Origin of the sequence: Pseudomonas hamedanensis (assembly GCF_014268595.2) — a bacterium.
GTDB classification, from domain to species: domain Bacteria; phylum Pseudomonadota; class Gammaproteobacteria; order Pseudomonadales; family Pseudomonadaceae; genus Aquipseudomonas; species Aquipseudomonas hamedanensis.
In genome coordinates, this window is the sequence record NZ_CP077091.1 from 981,118 (window position 1) to 997,565 (window position 16,448).

General features: G+C 63.2%; 11 protein-coding genes. 4 read left to right on the top strand and 7 right to left on the bottom strand.

Annotated elements, in window-relative coordinates; genetic code table 11:
- Positions 1-142 precede the first annotated feature (142 nt).
- Positions 143-745, top strand: coding sequence for a TetR/AcrR family transcriptional regulator (locus HU739_RS04250; protein ID WP_186548257.1), 603 nt, complete (start codon positions 143-145; stop codon positions 743-745).
- Positions 746-750: 5 nt separating this feature from the next.
- Here the strand turns inward: HU739_RS04250 and HU739_RS04255 are convergent, their stop codons facing one another.
- Together HU739_RS04255 and HU739_RS04260 are read right to left on the bottom strand one after the other, a co-directional pair.
- The gene (locus HU739_RS04255; protein ID WP_225922805.1) at positions 751-1,161 is read right to left on the bottom strand and encodes a response regulator transcription factor; all 411 of its coding nucleotides are present in this window, start codon (positions 1,159-1,161) and stop codon (positions 751-753) included.
- Positions 1,158-2,147, bottom strand: coding sequence for a response regulator (locus tag HU739_RS04260; protein WP_186548255.1), 990 nt, complete (start codon positions 2,145-2,147; stop codon positions 1,158-1,160). The genes HU739_RS04255 and HU739_RS04260 overlap by 4 nt, the downstream gene beginning before the upstream one ends.
- Positions 2,148-2,407: 260 nt before the next feature.
- Here HU739_RS04260 and HU739_RS04265 point away from each other — a divergent pair, with 260 nt between their 5' ends.
- Entirely contained in the window at positions 2,408-7,651 is a 5,244-nt protein-coding gene (locus HU739_RS04265) for a trifunctional serine/threonine-protein kinase/ATP-binding protein/sensor histidine kinase (RefSeq protein ID WP_225922806.1), read from the top strand.
- A gap of 96 nt (positions 7,652-7,747) precedes the next feature.
- On the opposite strand, the gene HU739_RS04270 is transcribed toward HU739_RS04265, so the two are convergent.
- From HU739_RS04270 to HU739_RS04290, 5 genes are all read right to left on the bottom strand, one after another.
- Positions 7,748-8,224 (bottom strand): helix-turn-helix transcriptional regulator, encoded by a 477-nt coding sequence (locus HU739_RS04270; protein WP_186548253.1) that lies wholly within the window; start codon positions 8,222-8,224, stop codon positions 7,748-7,750.
- Positions 8,225-8,312: 88 nt separating this feature from the next.
- Positions 8,313-9,425, bottom strand: coding sequence for an alkene reductase (locus HU739_RS04275; RefSeq protein ID WP_186548251.1), 1,113 nt, complete (start codon positions 9,423-9,425; stop codon positions 8,313-8,315).
- 171 nt (positions 9,426-9,596) lie between these two features.
- Positions 9,597-11,831, bottom strand: a complete 2,235-nt coding sequence (locus HU739_RS04280; protein ID WP_186548249.1) for a xanthine dehydrogenase family protein molybdopterin-binding subunit — start codon at positions 11,829-11,831, stop codon at positions 9,597-9,599.
- Positions 11,828-12,301 carry a (2Fe-2S)-binding protein gene (locus HU739_RS04285; protein ID WP_186548247.1) on the bottom strand — a complete coding sequence of 158 codons (474 nt, stop codon included), beginning with the start codon at positions 12,299-12,301 and terminating at the stop codon, positions 11,828-11,830. The genes HU739_RS04280 and HU739_RS04285 overlap by 4 nt, the downstream gene beginning before the upstream one ends.
- Positions 12,298-13,677, bottom strand: coding sequence for a c-type cytochrome (locus HU739_RS04290; RefSeq protein ID WP_407681945.1), 1,380 nt, complete (start codon positions 13,675-13,677; stop codon positions 12,298-12,300). Before HU739_RS04290 ends, HU739_RS04285 begins: the two co-directional genes overlap by 4 nt.
- Positions 13,678-13,864: 187 nt before the next feature.
- On the opposite strand from HU739_RS04290, the gene HU739_RS04295 reads away from it, so the two are divergent.
- Both HU739_RS04295 and HU739_RS04300 read left to right on the top strand, forming a co-directional pair.
- On the top strand, positions 13,865-15,067 hold the full coding sequence (locus HU739_RS04295; protein WP_186548245.1) for an MFS transporter: 1,203 nt from the start codon (positions 13,865-13,867) through the stop codon (positions 15,065-15,067).
- Positions 15,068-15,427: 360 nt separating this feature from the next.
- Positions 15,428-16,351, top strand: a complete 924-nt coding sequence (locus HU739_RS04300) for a LysR family transcriptional regulator (protein WP_186548243.1) — start codon at positions 15,428-15,430, stop codon at positions 16,349-16,351.
- The last annotated feature ends 97 nt before the right edge of the window (positions 16,352-16,448 follow it).

Here is a 16,448-nt window from a genome sequence, read left to right on the forward strand (position 1 = left end):
TTTTTGTTCCGGCCATGGGAGTGAAGTGATGTGGCTGGCTTTTAGGATGATGACCGAAATCTAAACTGTCAATGATTTTGATTATGGCCAACATCTATGTATCATCGGCGCATGATTTTTCAGCGCTGGCGAGGTATCCAACATGCGCGTATCCAAGGCTCAGGCCCAGGCCAATCGGGAGCACATTGTCGAAACGGCTTCAGTGATGTTCCGCGAACGCGGTTATGACGGGGTCGGCGTGGCTGACCTGATGGCGGCCGCTGGTTTCACCCATGGCGGTTTCTACAAACATTTCGGCTCCAAGGCCGATCTGATGGCCGAAGCGTCGGCCAATAGCCTGGCGCGGTCACTGACCAGCGCCGAGGCGTTGAGCGTGCAGGATTTCATCGATATGTACGTGTCGCGCGAGCATCGTGACGGCCGCGCCACCGGTTGCACCATGGCGGCACTGTGTGGCGACGCGGCGCGTCAGTCGGGCGATTTGAAGTCAGCCTTCGCCGACGGCATCGAGCGCACGTTGCAGACACTCGGCGACAAATATCCGCATGCAGCGGATGCGCCGGCAGGCGAGGGCAGAACCAGAATGATCGACCTGCTGGCCCGCGCAGTCGGCGCGATCATGCTCTCGCGGGCGTGCCCGGACGACTCAGCGCTGGCCGATGAAATCCTCGCGGTGTGTCACGCCGAAATGACGGCTTCGTTGCCGGTCACCGAATCGCCGCAAGACGCCACACAAGACAGCTGATGGTTTCAGTGCTGGCGATGCAGTGCCCTGTCGAGGGCCGCCAGCAGCAGTTCCTCATCAAAGGGTTTGCACAGACACTCGAACGCCCGGTAATGCCCGGTCTCGGCGAGTGCTGCCTCATCCCAATGGGCCGACATGCAGATCACCGGAAACTGTCGGGGCCTGCCGAGCAATGCGCGCATCACCTCTATGCCGGAAAGACCGGGCATGCGCAGATCCAGCAGCAGGCAAGCGATGTCAGCCAGATCGGCTTCAGCCAGAAACGCTTCGCCACTGGCATAGACCTGCGCGCGGTAGCCAACCGAACGCAGCAGGTTCAACAGGCTTTTGCGCACGGAAGCGTCGTCGTCAACGATACAGACGATGGTCGGGCGGGCGCTATCGGCCGCCGTCGGGCGACCTGCCACGCCGCTCACGACAGGCTCGATGGGCCAGGCGAAGGCGCGGCGCTGATCAGTCCGTAGAGTTCGACGAGATTGACCAGCGAGCGGGTCTGCATCTTCGCCATGATGTGCTTGCGATGAACCTTGGCGGTCACTTCACTGGTGCCCAACTGGTTGGCGATCTGTTTGTTCGACAGACCGCCGACGATCAGCGGCAGCACCTCACGTTCACGCGGCGTCAGTTGCGCCGCCAGTTGCCGGACGTGTTGAACCCGTTGCCACTGATCGAACGCCGTCGCTGCATGCTGACGGGTGCTGCGCAAAACACCTAGCAGTTCATCGTCGTTGAACGGCTTGGTCAGAAACTCCACAGCGCCGGCCTTCATGGCCTGCACCGACATAGGAATGGTGCCGTGGCCGGTCATGAAGATCACCGGCCACGGATGGCCGCACTCGTTCAGTGCCGCCTGCAACTGCAAACCTGTGGTGTCGGGCAGACTGACGTCGAGCAGCAGGCACGCCGGGCCATTGTCGAGGTTGGCCTCGAGCAGTTCTTCGGCCGACTGGAAAATCCGGTGCTCGATGCCTTCGGCGCGCAACAACCGGCTCAGCGCAGTGCGCACGCAGGCCTCATCGTCGACGATAAATACCGGCACCGAGTGCGCCTCGACCGGCGGCGGCTGCGCCACGATCGGCGCCGAGGCCAGGGCAGTGAACACGGGCAGTTTGGGTTCGTGGTCTTTCAATAATCGGTAACCTCGACGGGGAACCGTCTGGATGATTTCTTTTTCCCCGAGCAGTTTGCGCAGCGAGGAAATCTGCACCTGCAGATTGTTCTCTTCGACGACGATGTCCGGCCAGACCTGATTGATCAGTTCGTTTTTACTGACGATCCTCCCGTCGGCCTGCATCAGCACCGAAAGTATTTCAAACGCCCGCCCGCCCACGCGCAGGGGCCGGCCATCGAGAAAGGCTTCGCGCCGTTCCAGGGAAATCGTGGCTTGGCCGAGTCGGATCATGCAGGCCTCTGCGTCGCGGTGAAAAGGAGAAGGCGGGGCGCCGGGTTATCTGGCTCGTACGCTAGGGGACGGCTTGCGATAAAGCAATTATCCCGAGGGATAAGACGCGCGCTTTCAGAGCACCACGTGAGCCGGTGCAAGGCTCTGGACGGCCATCTTGAGGCCGTCGACGGACATCGGCGCAGCGGCTGGCCCTTTTGCAAAAACCGCTGCGTATACTTCGTCACCAGCCTGAATTCCATTTCCAGTGGTGAATGTGTATGCCCGGCCAGCCCTCTTTGCCTGCGGTTTCCTGCGCTAACGATGCCCCGGCGCTCGATGACGCGTGGCTTGAAGATTGCCGGTTCAGCCTGTTGCGCCGCGACCATGAGCTGACCTGGTTCACCCTTCAGGACAGCCACTCGGGCGAGGCGTGGTTCGCCGTGCGCGCGCCGATTCAACGACCGGCGCTGTGCAAGCGGCTGGAGCGCGGTCTCCATGTGCAGTTGCCCTCGCAGTGGGCGATCAACCCATTGGCGCTTGTTCGTTCGGCCGGCGGCCCCGTGTTGGTCTATCCGCACTGGGGCACGCCGCTGGCTGGACTGATCGACGCCGCCGGCCTGCCGCTCGGTCGAGCGCTGAATATCGCCGTCGCTGCCGCCACTGCTCTGGCCCACACTCGCCATCCCGGCCCCCCGCCAAACCCTGTGGGAGCGAGCCTGCTCGCGAAAGCGGTGGATCCGGCAACAGAGATGTCGGCTCAAATGACCCCTTCGCGAGCAGGCTCGCTCCCACAGGGATTTCTATTGCCGTGGCATCTGATGGTCGGCGCGGACGACAGCGTCCGGCTGATGGGCTTTCACATTCAGGCGCAGGAAACGCCGGTCGCTGAACTGCCAAGTCCCGAGCACTGGCCTTATCTGGCGCCGGAACAGCTGCAGGGCGATGGCGCCAACGTCGATGAGCGCAGCGATGTGTATGCGCTCTCGGCCATCCTCTATGAGGCCCTGACCGGTCGCCCGCCGCTGACCGCTCGCGATGCGTCGCAATGGCTGCATGTGCACGCCGCCGTCGAGCCGTTGTCGCCGGCCGACTATATTCCCGAACTGCCGCAAGGCATTTGCCATGTGTTGCTCAAAGGCTTGGCCAAGGAGCCGGACGCGCGTTATCAGAGTCTCGAATCGCTGGCCGCCGACCTTAACTGGTGTCTACGCCAGTGGCAGCGAAAGGGCCAGATCGAGCCGTTCCGCCTAGGTGCCTTCGATGCGCGGGCGGCGGCCACGCGCGGTGACGTGCTGTTTGGCCGCGATGGCGAACGCGCGCAACTGCTGGAACAGATCCAGCGCGTGCGCAGCGACGGCACGGCTCGCGTGCTGCTGGTTGCCGGCGCGCCGGGGGCGGGCAAGTCGGCGCTGATCCAGCAAGGCCTGCGCACGCACGCGCCCGGTTACTGGGCCAGCGGCAAAATGGATCTGGCGCAGAACAACCGGCCTTTTGCGCCACTGGCACAGATTTTTCGCTCGCTGATCAGCCAGGTTTTGGCCAGGCCCGCCCTGGCCTTGCAGGCCCTCAGCGAGCAACTGAGTGAAACCCTCAAGGGCCGTGGCCGTTTGCTGGTGGACCTGGCGCCAGAAGCCGAATTGCTGATCGGCGCCACCACCGAACTGCCGAACATACCGGCGCGTCATGCCCTCAACCGGGCCAATCGGGCGCTGCTCGATGTGCTGGAGGTCTTCGCCCAGCCGGGGCATCCGCTGTTGCTGTTCATCGATGATGTGCAGTGGGCCGACGATTCGACCCAAGCGTTTCTCCAAGCCTTCATTGCCCGCCCAACGCGGCATTTACTGTTGATTCTCGCGTATCGCGCAGGCGAGTTGCCGAACGGCGAGGGCGGATGGCTTGATCAGCTGCGCGCAGCCCCGGCGTTGCCAGTCACCGAGCTTGAGTTAGGCCCGCTGTCGGTGCAGGCCGTCGCGCAACTGATGGCTGTCGAACTCGATGCCGACGTCGACAACCTCCCGGCGCTGGCCTCTGTCGTGCATTTCAAAACCGCGGGCAATCCGTTGTTCGTCAGTCAGGTGGCGCGCGCCTTGGTCGATGAGCGCCTGCTGCGTTTCGATGCCGGGACGCGGCACTGGGTCTGGAATCAGGGTGACGTGGACGGCTACCGCTACGCCGATAATGTCGCCGAGTTGATGGTGCAGCGCTTGCAGCGTCTGCCGGCCAGCGCCCGGGAAGTGCTGCGCACGGCGGGTTATGTCGGTGGCCGCTGTGACGACGCACTGTTGCGCCGTTTGCTGCCGGGCGATCCCGCGCAATGGCCGCGTGATGTGGACTATCTGGTCGGCAGCGGGTTTCTTCTACGCGAACCGGGCCAACTGGTCTTTCCCCACGACCGCGTGCTGGAGGCGGCCGCCGCCCTGACAGCTCCGGCGGGTCGCGCCGCCGAGCATGCGCGCATTGCCGGCGCCATGCTCGATCACTGGGGCGAGCAGCGTCAGGCGCGGGTGTTCGACATTGCCAGTCAGATTCAGCGCAGTCAGGCTGATGGGCTGCAAGAACCCCGGCGCGCCGATTTCATTCAGTTGTTGGTCGAGGCCGCCGAGCGCGCCCGCGACACCGCGGCTGTCGAGCAGGCCGTGGATTATTTGCGCACTGCCGAGCGCTTGTTGGGCGCCGCGGGATGGTCGCAGCTCTACCCGCAAGCCTTCGCCGCGCGCTGGCTGGCGGCCGAATGCGCGATGTTGCTGGCGGATCTGCCGGGTGCGCAACAGCGCCTTGATGACTGTCTGTGCCACGCCGGTACCGCGCTGGACCAAGCCAAAACCTATCGTCTGCGGGCGACCCTGCGCACCTTGGACTCCGATTATCATGGCGCGATCAGCGAAGCGCTGGACGGGCTCGCACTGCTGGGCATTGCCTTGCAGCGCCGGCCATCGAAGGCGCAAGTGGGTGAAGCGTTCGAGCGGGTTCGGCAATTGGTCGGCGCACGGCGCATTGCTGAATTGAGCGCGCTGCCCAAGGCTTGCGACCCGCAAATCGAAGTGGCAATGCAGCTGCTGAGCACGCTGATCGCTTCCTTCTTCGTGCAGGACGATATTGCCTTTTTGCACTTGGCGAAGATGGTCGAACTGACCTTGCTGCACGGCACCACGCCAAGCAGCGGCTATGGTTTTGCCTGGTACGGCGTAATGATCGCCGACCGCTATGGCGAGTACGTCGACGGCGTCGCTTTCGCCGAACTGGCCTTGGCACTCACCGACCTGCACGGCTATGAAGCCGGGCGCGCCGGCACGCTGGTGGCGCTTGATCAGGTCAGCCCGTGGACCCGGCCAATGACCTATGCCCGACAAAAAGCCTTCGCCGCGTTTGAGTGCGGTCAGGCCGGTGGCGACCTGGGCATGTCGTGTTATGCCTGTAATCACATCGGCTCGGATCTGCTGTTCATGGGCGAACCGCTGCACAGTGTGCTGAACGAGCTGGACCTCGGTCTGCGCTGGGTGCGGCAGTTTCACTACATTGACATCGAGCGCATTCTGCTGGCGCAACAGACGTTCGCCAGTGACTTGCGCAACGGACCTGAGCCTCGCTCGATCAGCGAACTGGATGCCTTGGAACATGACCGCTTCGGCCCGCTCGATCGTGAGCGTGTTTCGCAGCCCACGCTGTTCTGGCGGTGGTTGTACTCAGGCATGTCGGCGTTCTATTTCGGCGATGTGCGCTATGCGTTGCGACGCTTTGAAGCGGCCGAGGCGCTGACCTGGTCGTTACCGGCGCACATCGATCTGGCCCAATACTACCTGTTTTACAGTCTGGCGCTGGCCAGTCCCGAGGCACCGGGTTCTGTTGCCGAAAAGCTGGAGAAACTGGCGCAGCAACGTCAGCGCTTTTTGCCGTGGGTTGAGCTCAATCCATCGACGTTCAGCAACAAACTGCTGCTGATCGAAGGTGCAATGGCCCGCGCTCGCGGTGAGGGGCTGGTTGCCATTCGCTGCTTCGACCAGTCGCAGATTGCCGCGGCCGCCGCCGGGTTTATCCATGAGCAAGCACTGGCCCATGAACAACTGGCCGAGGTCTGCCGATTCAATGGCCTGGTCTCCGGCATGCATCATCACCTGCGTGTCGCCCGCGACTGCTATGGACTGTGGGGGGCTGAAGCCAAGGCGCGGCAGCTCGAAGCAGTGCACCCGTTTCTCGCCCGCGAGCACTCGCTGGAAACCGTAACGCCGGTGACGCGCGGGCGCCTTGATCTGGAAGTCGGGATTGAAGCGGCCCGCGCGGTTTCGCAAGAAGTGTTGCTGGATCGGCTGGTCGAAACCCTGATGAATCACTTGATGATCCAGGCCGGCGCCGATCAGGGCGCGTTGCTGCTGGTCGCCGAGGGCGAGCTGCAACTGGCCGCCGCTGCGCACGTGGAAGCAGGCAATGTGCGGGTCAGTCAGGACAACGACCGCTTACTGGAGCACATTGCACCGGTTTCAGTGCTCAACGCCACCATGCGCACCCGCACGCCGCTGGTGCTCGACGATGCCCGCACCGATTGCCCCGAAGCCTACAGCGCCGACCTGCACCAGCGGCAGACGCGCTCGATGATGTGCCTGCCGCTGCTCAAGCAAGGTGCGCTGATTGGCCTGGTCTACCTGGAAAACAGTCTGGTGCCCAAGCTGTTCGGTGCCGAACGCCTGACCATGCTGGAAATCCTCGCCTCGCAGGCGGCGGTGTCGCTGCAAACCGCGCGACTCTACGCACAACTGGTCGAAGACAACCGCTTGCGCGCGCAAATGGAAGCCGACTTGCGCAGTTCGCGGGCGGAACTGGCGCGTAACTCGCACCTGAAAATGATGGGCGAATTGTCGGCCTCGATTGCCCACGAAATCAGCCAGCCGCTGCTGGGGATTTCTTCCAATGCCTCGGCGAGCTTGCGCTGGCTCAAGCGCGACACGCCGGATCTGGCCGAAGCGATTCAGGGCCTGGAGGACATCCGTTCCGACAGCGCGCGGGCCACCGAGATAGTCCAGGCACTGCGCGCATTGGCCAAACAGGCGCCGTTGCAGCGGCTGCCAGTGTCGATTGATGCGTTGATTGGTGAGGTCGTGCAACTGACGGCCAGCGACGTGCACAACCGTAGCGTCACCTTGCACTCGCAACTCAATGCTGCTGAGCCGGTGTTGGGGGATCGGGTGCAGATTCAGCAGGTGATTTATAACCTGATCGTTAACGCACTGGAGGCGATGGCCGGGCATGGCGTTGCTGACGGGCGCTTGAGTATCGAATCGACGATCAGCGATGGGCAGGTCTGCGTGTGCTTTCAGGACAGTGGACCGGGGATCGCCGAGCATCAGCGTGAGGAGATTTTTGATTCGTTCTTCACCACCAAGGGCAGCGGAATGGGCATGGGCCTGGCGATTTGCCGGACGGTGATTGGCGCCCATGGCGGGACGTTGCGCGTGGAGGACAGCGAGGCGGGGGCGCGGATTTGTTTCAGGCTGCCGCTCGCATCGGGTGCCAGGCTCGAACGCCGCTAGTCTCTCCCGACGCACGTGCTGGCTGACTAGCGAAAAAAAACGCCGCGGTAACGCGGCCCAAAAGGGAGGAGTGAACAAAACGCTTTGAAGATCAAATCAAGGCCGCAGTTCCGTCGAATGCTTCAAGACCGTCGAATTGAGCAAACCCTCGTCGAGCCGCCACGTATCGGCATCAACCACCGCCAGCCGCGCACCGCACACGGCCTGACGCCAAACCTTCGGCGGCATTCCCACCAACCGCCCGAACGTGCGCGTGAAGTGCGAGTGATCGGAAAAACCGCACTCATACACAATGTCGGTAATCGCCATCGAGGTCAGCAACAAAGCCTTCGCCTTGTCGATTTTCATCCTCAGCATCCATTCCTGCGGCGAGCAGCCGGTGACAATCTTGAACGCACGGGAAAAATGACTGCGCGACAGATTGCAATGTTCAGCGATTTCGCTGACGCGCAAGCTGCGGCTCACGTCGCGCAGCATGTAGGCCTTGGCACGACGCTCCTGCCAGCCGGACAGCGCGCCCAATGGGCGCGCCAGGTGGCAGGGCGGGTCTGACTTCTCCGATTGCGGGTTCATGGCGGCTCTCCTGATCGATGGGGAAAGTCTGGCCGCGGGGGACATTTAAAGTCCTTAAACAAACCTTAAAAGTTATGAAGGCCGGACCTCAGGCGTGGTACGGGTAATCGACGTAACCGCGCTCATCGCCGCCGAAGAAACTGCTCGGATCCGGCGTGTTCAGCTCAAGGCCATCGCGAAGACGACGCGGCAGGTCCGGATTGGCCAGAAACGGTCGGCCGAAGGCAATCAGGTCGGCGCGATTGGCGATCAGCGCCTGCTCGGCGGACGCTGCGTCATACCCGCCAGCGAGGATCAGCACGCCGTTCCAGGTATTGCGCAACTGGGCGATGATCGCGTCCCAGCGCGGATCGAAGTTTTCGTCCTTGACCGTGCCGACCATGGCCGGCTCAACCAAATGCAGGTACGCCAGATTCCACTGATTGAGCGCTTCGACCAGATAACCGAATGTCGCTTCGGGCGTGTCATCGCCCATGCCCATAAAGCGGCCCATCGGCGTCAGGCGCACGCCAACGCGCTCGGCACCGACTTCGTCAGCGACGGCTGCAACCACTTCGAGCAGAAAGCGCGCGCGGTTCTCCACGCTGCCGCCATAACTATCGTTGCGCTGGTTGCTGTTGCTGTTGAGAAATTGATCGAGCAGATAACCATTACCGGCATGGATTTCCACGCCGTCCATCCCGGCGTTCAACGCATTGCGTGCGGCGCGGCGATAGTCTTCGACAATGTCAGCGATTTCCGCTGTCTCGAGCGCACGTGGCACCGGCACATCGCCCCAGACGCCATGGCCTTCGTCGTCGACGATAAAGGTCTTGCCCGGCACTGGCAGTGCGCTCGGTGCAACGGGCAGACCGGCGTCCGGCTGGAAACTCGGATGCGATACGCGGCCGACGTGCCACAGCTGCATGAAGATCAGACCGTGCGCCTCATGCACCGCTGTGCTGACGTCACGCCATGCCTGAACTTGCGCATCGGTGTAGATGCCCGGCGTCCACGCGTAGCCTTGGCCTTGTTGGGAAATCTGCGTGGCCTCAGTGATGATCAGTGCGGCACTGGCGCGTTGACGGTAATACTCGGCGTTTATCGCGGTCGGGACGTCGCCCGGTTGGCCGGCGCGCGAGCGGGTCAGCGGCGCCATCGCGACGCGGTGGGCAAGGGTGTAAGGGCCAAGTGCGATGGGTTGAAACAGGCGACGGGTCATGAGTAGCTCCGGTTTTCGATGAGTTGGGTTCAAGCGCGGCAGCCAGGTGCCGCTCGCAGTGCAGGTAACTTAACCGGGGGGTGCGGGGCTGATAATCCGTGGCCGGCGCTACGCTGTTTTGCGCGCCGCGCAACGGCGCCCGCGCTCATCGGCGATGAACGCGGGCGCGCTTCAGGCGGGTTGGCTGGAGCGGGTCAACGGCAGGTTCAGCCAGCGCCGGCCCGTGGCGTTGGCAACCGCATTGCCGAGGGCGGCGGCCATCGGTCCTTGAACGATTTCTGCGGCGCCGAGAAAGGGTTGTCCCGGTTGATCGAGCAAGTGCACGTCGACTTTTTTCGGCAACTGCGTGAAGCGCAAAATCGGGTAGCCGCTCCAGTCGTAGCTGCGAATGCCGCCGGCGTCGTAGGCGACTTTTTCATAGAGCGTCCAGCTCGCCGACTGCACGATGCCACCCTCGACCTGATTGCGCAGGCCATCGGGGCTGACGATCTGGCCGACGTCCACCGCCGTCACCACATGATCGACCCGGATGTCGCCAGTCTGCGGATGCACCCACAGCTTCACCGCGATGGCGCAGTAACCCATGATGTTTTTGTAGCGGGCGAAGGCGAAACCGATGCCCGCGCCAGGCTCGTTGCTTTCGTGCGGCCAGCCGATTTCGTCACGCACACGCTCGATCACTGCGCGGGCACGCGGGTCGCTCAGGTGCGCGAGACGCAACGCCAGCGGATCGATGCCGGCCTTGATCGCCAATTCATCGATACTTGCCTCGATAGCGAAGATGTTGATGTGCGCGCCCAGCGAGCGCATGGCCGAGGTGCGAAAGGGCATTTCGGTGACGAAGTTCATGTTGATCTGCGTTGAACCCAGATCGTACAGCGGCACCGCGTTGCGATCGCCGTCACCTTCGGGCTGGGCGATCGGCACCGAGGGCGCCGAGGCGAATGGTTTGGCCAACAAACGCGCTGGCAACAGGCGCCCGGCATTGACGATGCGTTCGTTGTGCGGGGTGGTCCATAGCTCGTAGTTCCAGTCCTGCAAACGGCCCTGGCTGAGGCCGGCGTCGACCTCCGTGACCATCGCCGAACTGTACGGCTCCCAGAGATTTTCCTGCTCGCGCATCCATTGCACGCGCACTGGCGTGCCGGGCAGGCGCATGGCGATTAATGCGGCATCAGCGGCGGCATCATCGGCGCCGTTGTGGCCGTAACAGCCTGAGCCTTCGGTATGAATGCAGCGCACGCGTTCTGGCGGCAGGCGCAGCATTTCGGCGATGCCTGCGCGCAGCGGATAGACGCCCTGGGTGTGGGTCCAGACCGTGAGCACGCCGTCCTTGAACCAGGCCACCGCACAGGACGGGCCGATCGAACCGTGCATCAGGTATTGCTTGGTCACCCGGGCCTTGAATCGCACATCGGCCACGCCATTGGGCGAACCGCTATGGCTGATCGGATAGCGCTTGGAGGGCAAGCGCTTGAGCAAATTATGAATCCCGGCGGCCTCGGGAATGACTTCGCCGCCGCTCCACTTGGCACTTTCAATGCCGCTGCGCATGGCCTTGATCGCTTGCCATTCATCCCGGGCGACCACGGCCAGGTAGTTGCCATCGCGGATCACCTTGACCACGCCGTTCAGCGCTTCGATGGGCGCGGCATCGAATGCTTGCAGCGTGCAGCCCGGGCGCGGCGGGCGGATCACCCGCGCATGCAGCATGCCCGGCAGGCGCATGTCCTGCACGAATGCCGCGCCGCCGCTGACTTTGCCCGGGATGTCCAGACGCGGCAAGTTATGCCCGATCAGTTTGAAGTCGGCCGCCGCCATCGTCGGTGACTGCGCCTTGGCGTATTGGTGCACATCGACATGGCCGACCGCGTCGGCGTAAGTCATCCGTTGCCCGGCCGGGCCTTCGATCACGCCGTCGCGGGTGTTCAGCAATGCTGCATCGATTTGCCAATTGCGTGCGGCGGCATCGACGAGCATTTCGCGCACCTGCGCGGCAGCGTTGTATAGCGCGGTGCCGCTGTCGAAAATGCTGTGGCTGCCGGCGGTGTAGCCTTCGTTGGGCGTCAGCGCGGTGTCGGCGGTGAGCAAGTTGATCGCGCTCGCGGGCACTTGCAAACGTTCGGCGGCGATTTGCAGCAGCGCGGTTTTCACACCGGTGCCCAATTCAACCTTGCCGGTGTACACGGTGATACCGTCGGCGCCGATGCGAATCCAGGCGTCGAGGTAAGGGTTGGTGCGCAGGCTGCCGGGTAGATCGGGGGCCAGCACCACGGTGCCGAGGGTGTCGACTTCGCTGTCGGCCAAAGCACGCCGCGTCACTGGCATCAGAGTGAACGCCATGAGCAACGCGCCACCGCGCAGGAAGGCTCGGCGGCTGGGGTTCAAGCCGTTTGATTCGCTCATGACAGGCTCCCGTTGTGCCCGGCTACCTGTTTGATCGCCTCGATGATGCGCAGGTGCGTACCGCAGCGGCACAGATTGCCGGCCATGTGCTCGCGGATGGTTTGCTCATCCGGATGCGGATCGCGTTCAAGCAACGACTGCGCGCGCATTAACATGCCGGCGATGCAGTAGCCGCATTGCGCTGCCTGCTTGTCGATAAACGCGGCTTGCAGTGCGCCGGGTTTTTCTGCGCTGCCGAGGCTTTCCACGGTCCGAATTTTTTTGCCTTCAAGACCTGCACACGGCGTCAGGCAGGCGAACACCGGTTGATCGTCAACAATCACCGTGCAGGCGCCGCACTGGCCCAGGCCGCAGCCGTACTTGGCGCCGTTGAGGTTCAAGTGATTGCGCAGCGCGTACAGCAGCGGCATGTCCGGCTCCAGCTCCAGCGCTTGGGTGGCTCCATTGACGTTGAGGGTGATCTGGCTCATTTCGTCTCCTGACGTAACGCTTCAATAGTGGAAGAGAGGTCGGCCCACGGCTGATCGGCTCTGGCTTGCTGGCGCAGGTAAGCGGCGAGGGCGGCGAGTTGGGCGTTGTCGAGGCTGGCGGCGAACGGCGGCATCACCGGGCCGGGCGAGCCGGGAATGGCGGGCACGCCTTCGAGCACGGTCTTGAGGAAATTGCGCGAACTGGCGGCTTGCAACGCCGAGGTGTTTTGCAGGCCTGGGCGCCCGTCGATCTCACGCATCGGCGCGGCGGGGGCGTGGCATTCGGCGCAGGCGCTGCTGAAGAGTAGGGCGCCGGTTGTGTGATCCGCTGGGCTACTCGGCTGCTTTTTTGCGGTGGTTTCCGTTACTGCGTGGGGGCTTTGCAGGCTCAGCAGATACTCTGCAATCGCCTCGGCTTCACTGGCCGGCAGACGCGCCAGGCTCAGGCTGACCGGACGCATCGGACCGGCCGGCGTGCCGTGGCCATCGACCACGTCGGCGCGCAGGTAGCCGACCAATTGCTCAGCGTTCCACGGGTTGGCGCGTTGGCCCAGGCCGACCAGCGGCGGCGCGTTCCAGCCATCGACGCTGCCGCCCTGAAGATATTCCGAGGATTTCTCCGCGCCGATCAGGTTCAGCGGCGAATGGCAGCCGGCGCAGTGACCCGGGCCGTCGACCAGATAGCGTCCGCGATTCCACGCCGCGCTGTGTTCGGCCATCGGCGTCAACGGTTCGCCATGCAGAAACAGCAGATTCCAGAACGACACCAGCGGACGAATGTTCATCGGGAAATTCATCTGGTTCTGCCGCGCCGGTGCGTGTACGGCGGGGCCGCTCATCAAGTAGGCGTAGGCGTCGGCGATGTCCGCTGCGCTCATGCGCCGGTAGTGCACATAGGGAAAGGCCGGATAGAGAAAATGGCCGTCGCGGGCAATGCCTTCGCGCATCGCCCGTTCGAAGGCCGGCAGTGACCACTCGCCAATACCCGTCTGCGCATCCGGGGTGATGTTGGTGCTGTACAGCGTGCCGAACGGCGTCACCAACGGCAGCCCGCCGGCCAGGTATTCGCCGCCGGGACGGGTATGGCACACCGCGCAATCACCGGCCTCGACCACCCGCGCGCCGCGTTGCAATTGTGCAGCCTCGAATGAGGTAGGGCGTTTGATCGGTGCGATCGCCGGGCGCCACATCAGCGCGACGGCGCCGATCAGGCCGATCACCGCGAGCACGGCGACGCTGATCCACAGGGTTCTGGATTTGAGCAAATGACTGTTCATGGTCGGCAGAAAAACGCGGCAGGCAGTGGCAGGACGAGTGAAGTACGGGTCATGGAAACGCTCCTTGTAGCAGCCGGGGAAGGGCGCCGACGTGGACATCTGCGCCTGGGGCCAAAGCGTAGAGAAGGCACTTGCGGCGGAGAATCACCGGTCCACGCAACAGCGCGTTGCGTCGAAAGCAACGTTGCGCCTGGCGCATCAGTGCGTTGCCCGGCGCACGGATTCTCGTTGCCGTCGGCTGACCGTAGCCTTGGCGCAACTTTCCCGAACTCAACGAGGTGTCACCATGCTTACGGGCAATCCTGCCGTTGCGGCCCCGGCCGAACAGCCTGCTTCACTGTCCGGCCTGATGGTCGCGTTTCTGGCCTTTTGCTGCGGCGCGGTTGTGGCCAATCTGTATTACGCGCAGCCCATCGTCGAACTGATCGCGCCACAGATCGGCCTGTCCAGCGCCAACGCCAGCCTGATCGTTTCGCTGACGCAGTTCGGCTATGCGCTGGGTTTGTTGCTGCTGGTGCCGCTGGCCGATCTGATGGAAAACCGCCGTCTGGTGGTGGGCTTCACCCTGGCCGCGAGCGTCACGCTGTTGTGCGCCGGCCTGACCCATTCGCCGTCGCTGTTTCTGCTGCTTTCTTTGCTGATCGGCCTGACCTCGGTCGCCGTGCAGATTCTCGTGCCACTGGCCGCGCACCTGGCGCCGGAAGCCAGCCGTGGCCGAGTCGTCGGCAATATCATGAGCGGCCTGTTGCTGGGGATTCTGTTGTCGCGGCCACTGTCGAGCCTGCCGGTTGAAGTGTTCGGCTGGCGCGGAGTGTTTTACAGCGCGGCGGCACTGATGGCTGTTATCGCATTGATTACCGCTGTGGCGCTGCCGCGTCGGGTGCCGACGCACAAAGCCACCTACGTTTCGCTGATTGGTTCGGTGTTTGCCTTGGCTCGACGCTTTGCGGTGTTGCGTCAGCGTTCGCTGTATCAGGGTTTGCTGTTTGCCAGCTTCAGTCTGTTCTGGACCCTCGCGCCGATTGAGCTGATGCGTCACCACGGTTTCACCCAGGCGCAGGTGGCGATCTTTGCTCTGGTCGGTGCGGTCGGGGCGATTGCGGCGCCGATTGCCGGGCGTCTGGCCGATGCCGGGCATGCTCGTCGCGGGACGCTGGTGGCGCTGCTGCTGGCGCCCGTGTCGCTGTTGATCGCGGCGCTGCCGGGCAGCGGCTATGTCTGGCTGGTGGTGTGTGCGGTGCTGCTGGATTTTGCCGTGCAACTGAACATGGTGCTTGGCCAGCGTGAGGTGTATGCCCTCGATCCGCACAGCCGTGCACGTCTTAACGCGGTGTACATGACCAGCATCTTCGTCGGCGGCGCCCTCGGCTCCCTGATCGCCAGTCCGCTGTACGAGCATTTTGGCTGGAACCTGTCGGCCGTGCTGGTGGCGGTGCTGCCGGCGCTGGCGCTGGCGTTGTTCCTGGGCCGCAAGGCTGACCGGACTTGAATTTCAAGAACAGTACAAGACCCATGTAGGAGTGAGCCTGCTCGCGATGGCGGAGTGTCAGTCAACTCTGTATCAACTGACAGATTGCTATCGCGAGCAGGCTCACTCCTACAGGGGGGGGCGAGTACGCCGCCTGCTCGCGTCCCACCACACAGCTATTGTGGGAGGGGGCTTGCTCCCGAAAGCGGTGGGTCAGCTGGCACATTTGTTGACTGACACACCGCCTTCGCGAGCAAGCCCGCTCCCACAGGTTTGAGGTATACCAGGATGGCGCCAGACGCCGCCAAGCACGACGGTACAAGACGTGTGGCCAACGCTGATGCACAATCACCGGTGCTCCCTCACCACCGGACTCCGCTTATGGACAAGTTGCTGGCCTTGAAGATGTTTGTTGAAACCGTGCGCTGCGGGGGTTATTCCTCGGCGGCGCGCAAACTCGGGATCTCGACGTCTTCAGTGACACGGCAAGTGGCGGGGCTAGAACACGAGTTGGGCGCCAGCCTGCTCAATCGCACCACACGCAACACCAGCGTGACCGTCGCTGGTCAGACCTATTTCGAGAAGGCCGTGGCGATTCTCGATGCCATCGATGAAGCCGATGCGGTAGTGGCCGACCGCGGCAGCGACGCACAGGGTCGATTGCGCATCAGCGTGCCGGTGGAGTTCGGTCGTCGACTTATCGCGCCGCACCTGAGCCGCTTGCTCGAGCGCCATCCGGGGCTGGAGATCAGCCTGTCGTTGAGCGATCAGGTCAGCGATTTGCTGAGCGAGCAGATCGATGTGTCAGTGCGCCTGGGTTCGTCGGTGGTCAGCGAGGACATCGTCAGCAAACGCGTCGGGCAGTTCCAACGTTGGGTTGTCGCCAGTCCGGATTACCTGGCGCGCAGCGCCGTATTGGCTCATCCCCGGGATCTGCTCGAACACCAATGCCTGCGTTTCGATTACGGCGGCAGTCATCACCACTGGACCTTCCAGAGTGACGAAGCGCCCATTCAACTCAACGTCCATGGGCGTCTGCAAAGCAACAACGCCGACATCCTGCGCGAAGCCGCCATCGGTGGCGGCGGGGTGACGCTGCTGGCTGACTGGCTGGTGCGCGACGATGTTGCCGCCGGGCGCCTCATTCGCTTGCTTGAGCACTACGAGGTCAATCCCGGCAGCGCCAGCAGTTGCATCAACGCACTGTATTTGCCCAACCACCGTGGCTCCAGCCGAATCAACGTATTCATCGATTTTCTGGTGGAAATCCTCAATCCTCCGGCCCCGGCCACACCCGCCCCGTAGCGCCGGCCAACCCACTGCACACTCTGTTGCTGCAGCCGCTTCAGACTGCTTGTATGCTTGCGCCACGGAACACGTGGCCGCGGTCAGTGCCGATGTT

What these genes read in the sequence shown, in the direction of transcription:
- HU739_RS04260 (WP_186548255.1), bottom strand. Translation starts at nt 2,147, where the DNA reads ATGATCCGACTCGGCCAAGCCACGATTTCCCTGGAACGGCGCGAAGCC.
- HU739_RS04275 (WP_186548251.1), bottom strand. Translation starts at nt 9,425, where the DNA reads ATGACCCGTCGCCTGTTTCAACCCATCGCACTTGGCCCTTACACCCTT.
- HU739_RS04295 (WP_186548245.1), top strand. Translation starts at nt 13,865, where the DNA reads ATGCTTACGGGCAATCCTGCCGTTGCGGCCCCGGCCGAACAGCCTGCT.
- HU739_RS04290 (WP_407681945.1), bottom strand. Translation starts at nt 13,677, where the DNA reads ATGTCCACGTCGGCGCCCTTCCCCGGCTGCTACAAGGAGCGTTTCCAT.
- HU739_RS04270 (WP_186548253.1), bottom strand. Translation starts at nt 8,224, where the DNA reads ATGAACCCGCAATCGGAGAAGTCAGACCCGCCCTGCCACCTGGCGCGC.
- HU739_RS04250 (WP_186548257.1), top strand. Translation starts at nt 143, where the DNA reads ATGCGCGTATCCAAGGCTCAGGCCCAGGCCAATCGGGAGCACATTGTC.
- HU739_RS04265 (WP_225922806.1), top strand. Translation starts at nt 2,408, where the DNA reads ATGCCCGGCCAGCCCTCTTTGCCTGCGGTTTCCTGCGCTAACGATGCC.
- HU739_RS04300 (WP_186548243.1), top strand. Translation starts at nt 15,428, where the DNA reads ATGGACAAGTTGCTGGCCTTGAAGATGTTTGTTGAAACCGTGCGCTGC.
- HU739_RS04280 (WP_186548249.1), bottom strand. Translation starts at nt 11,831, where the DNA reads ATGAGCGAATCAAACGGCTTGAACCCCAGCCGCCGAGCCTTCCTGCGC.
- HU739_RS04285 (WP_186548247.1), bottom strand. Translation starts at nt 12,301, where the DNA reads ATGAGCCAGATCACCCTCAACGTCAATGGAGCCACCCAAGCGCTGGAG.